Genomic DNA, 1,196 nt, shown 5'->3' with positions numbered 1-1,196 from the left:
GAAGACCACAACGTTGATAGGTGAGGTGTGGAAGCGTGGTGACACGTTAAGCTAACTCATACTAATTGCCCGAGAGGCTTAACCATACAACGCCCAAGATGTTTTAAGAAAGAATACAGTGTGCATACTGAATCAGCTTGCTAGATATTGGGACATGTTTTTATCAAATCCTTCCATGGATTTGACCCTGCACGTAGCACAAGAGTGCCGCACTAAAGGGTGTTAAGCATGTTCCTAACACGTTTTTGCCTGGTGGCAATAGCGCTGTGGAACCACCTGACTCCATTCCGAACTCAGAAGTGAAACGCAGCTGCGACGATGGTAGTGTGGCATTCGCCATGCGAGAGTAGTACACCGCCAGGCACCTCATTCAAGCAAAAGGCTTACCCGTTAGGGTAAGCCTTTTTGCGTTGAAGCGCCTATCGGCGCACACTCACGCATGCCAGCCACAGCCCCTGCGGGGTGTGGCATTGCTCGCCCCTTCCCTGGGGCTCGTCCCTTCGCGACCTGCCTGCGGCAGTCCAAATTCGTTCCAGACGAATTTGTCGCCATGCGATTTGGTACTTAAGGATAGTAATACCATTCCATCTTAAAGTCTGTTCAGTCTCTAGGTTCACTCTAATTACGCGTTCAGTATCACTGACTAAGCGCTTTCAAGCAGTGAATCTTATACCATTCCATCTTAAAGTCTGTTCAGTACCGCCCAATCTCTTGTGCACATCTTGATCACTCTCGCGGTATCGCTGATAAAGCTATTCCAGGCTTCACTGCAAGCTTCGACAATGGCTTCATAGTTTTCAAAACAACGGTTAGCTAAATGATGCTGTCGCAGCCAGCTCCATACTTGCTCAATCGGATTGAGCTCTGGCGAATAGGGTGGCAGTTTTAATATAGCCAGATTATCAAAGTCGTTAGCAATATCATCCGTATGCCAACCCGCCCCATCCATGACTACTACCGCAAATCGGCCTTTGGCAGTTGCCGCTGAAATCTGCGCTAAATGCTTTTTCATCACGTCTTTGCTGATGAAAGGGACAATCAGCGCTTCTGTCGCACCACTTGCCGGGCAGACTGCACCGAATAGATGGGCATATTCAAATTGCTGCTGCCTTACCGCCCGTGGCCGCGAGCCAGTTTTGGCCCACAAGCGCGTAGTGGTGTTCTGTTGACCCATTCTTGCTTCATCCTGAAACCAC

1 protein-coding gene and 2 rRNA genes are annotated in these 1,196 nt (G+C 49.3%); 2 read left to right on the top strand and 1 reads right to left on the bottom strand.

Going from position 1 to position 1,196, the window contains the following annotated elements:
• Both L1N97_RS16865 and rrf read left to right on the top strand, forming a co-directional pair.
• Positions 1–86 (top strand): 23S ribosomal RNA (locus tag L1N97_RS16865); the annotation flags it as partial.
• 162 nt (positions 87–248) lie between these two features.
• A 5S ribosomal RNA gene (gene rrf, locus L1N97_RS16860) occupies positions 249–363 on the top strand.
• 319 nt (positions 364–682) lie between these two features.
• On the opposite strand, the gene L1N97_RS16855 is transcribed toward rrf, so the two are convergent.
• Positions 683–1,196 (bottom strand): IS630 family transposase (locus tag L1N97_RS16855; protein ID WP_236130566.1); only part of this gene is annotated, 514 nt, incomplete at its 5' end.

The sequence above is a fragment of the Rheinheimera sp. UJ63 genome (assembly GCF_021568285.1).
GTDB lineage: Bacteria > Pseudomonadota > Gammaproteobacteria > Enterobacterales > Alteromonadaceae > Alishewanella > Alishewanella maricola.
This window is presented reverse-complemented; position numbering and strand designations above follow the sequence as displayed.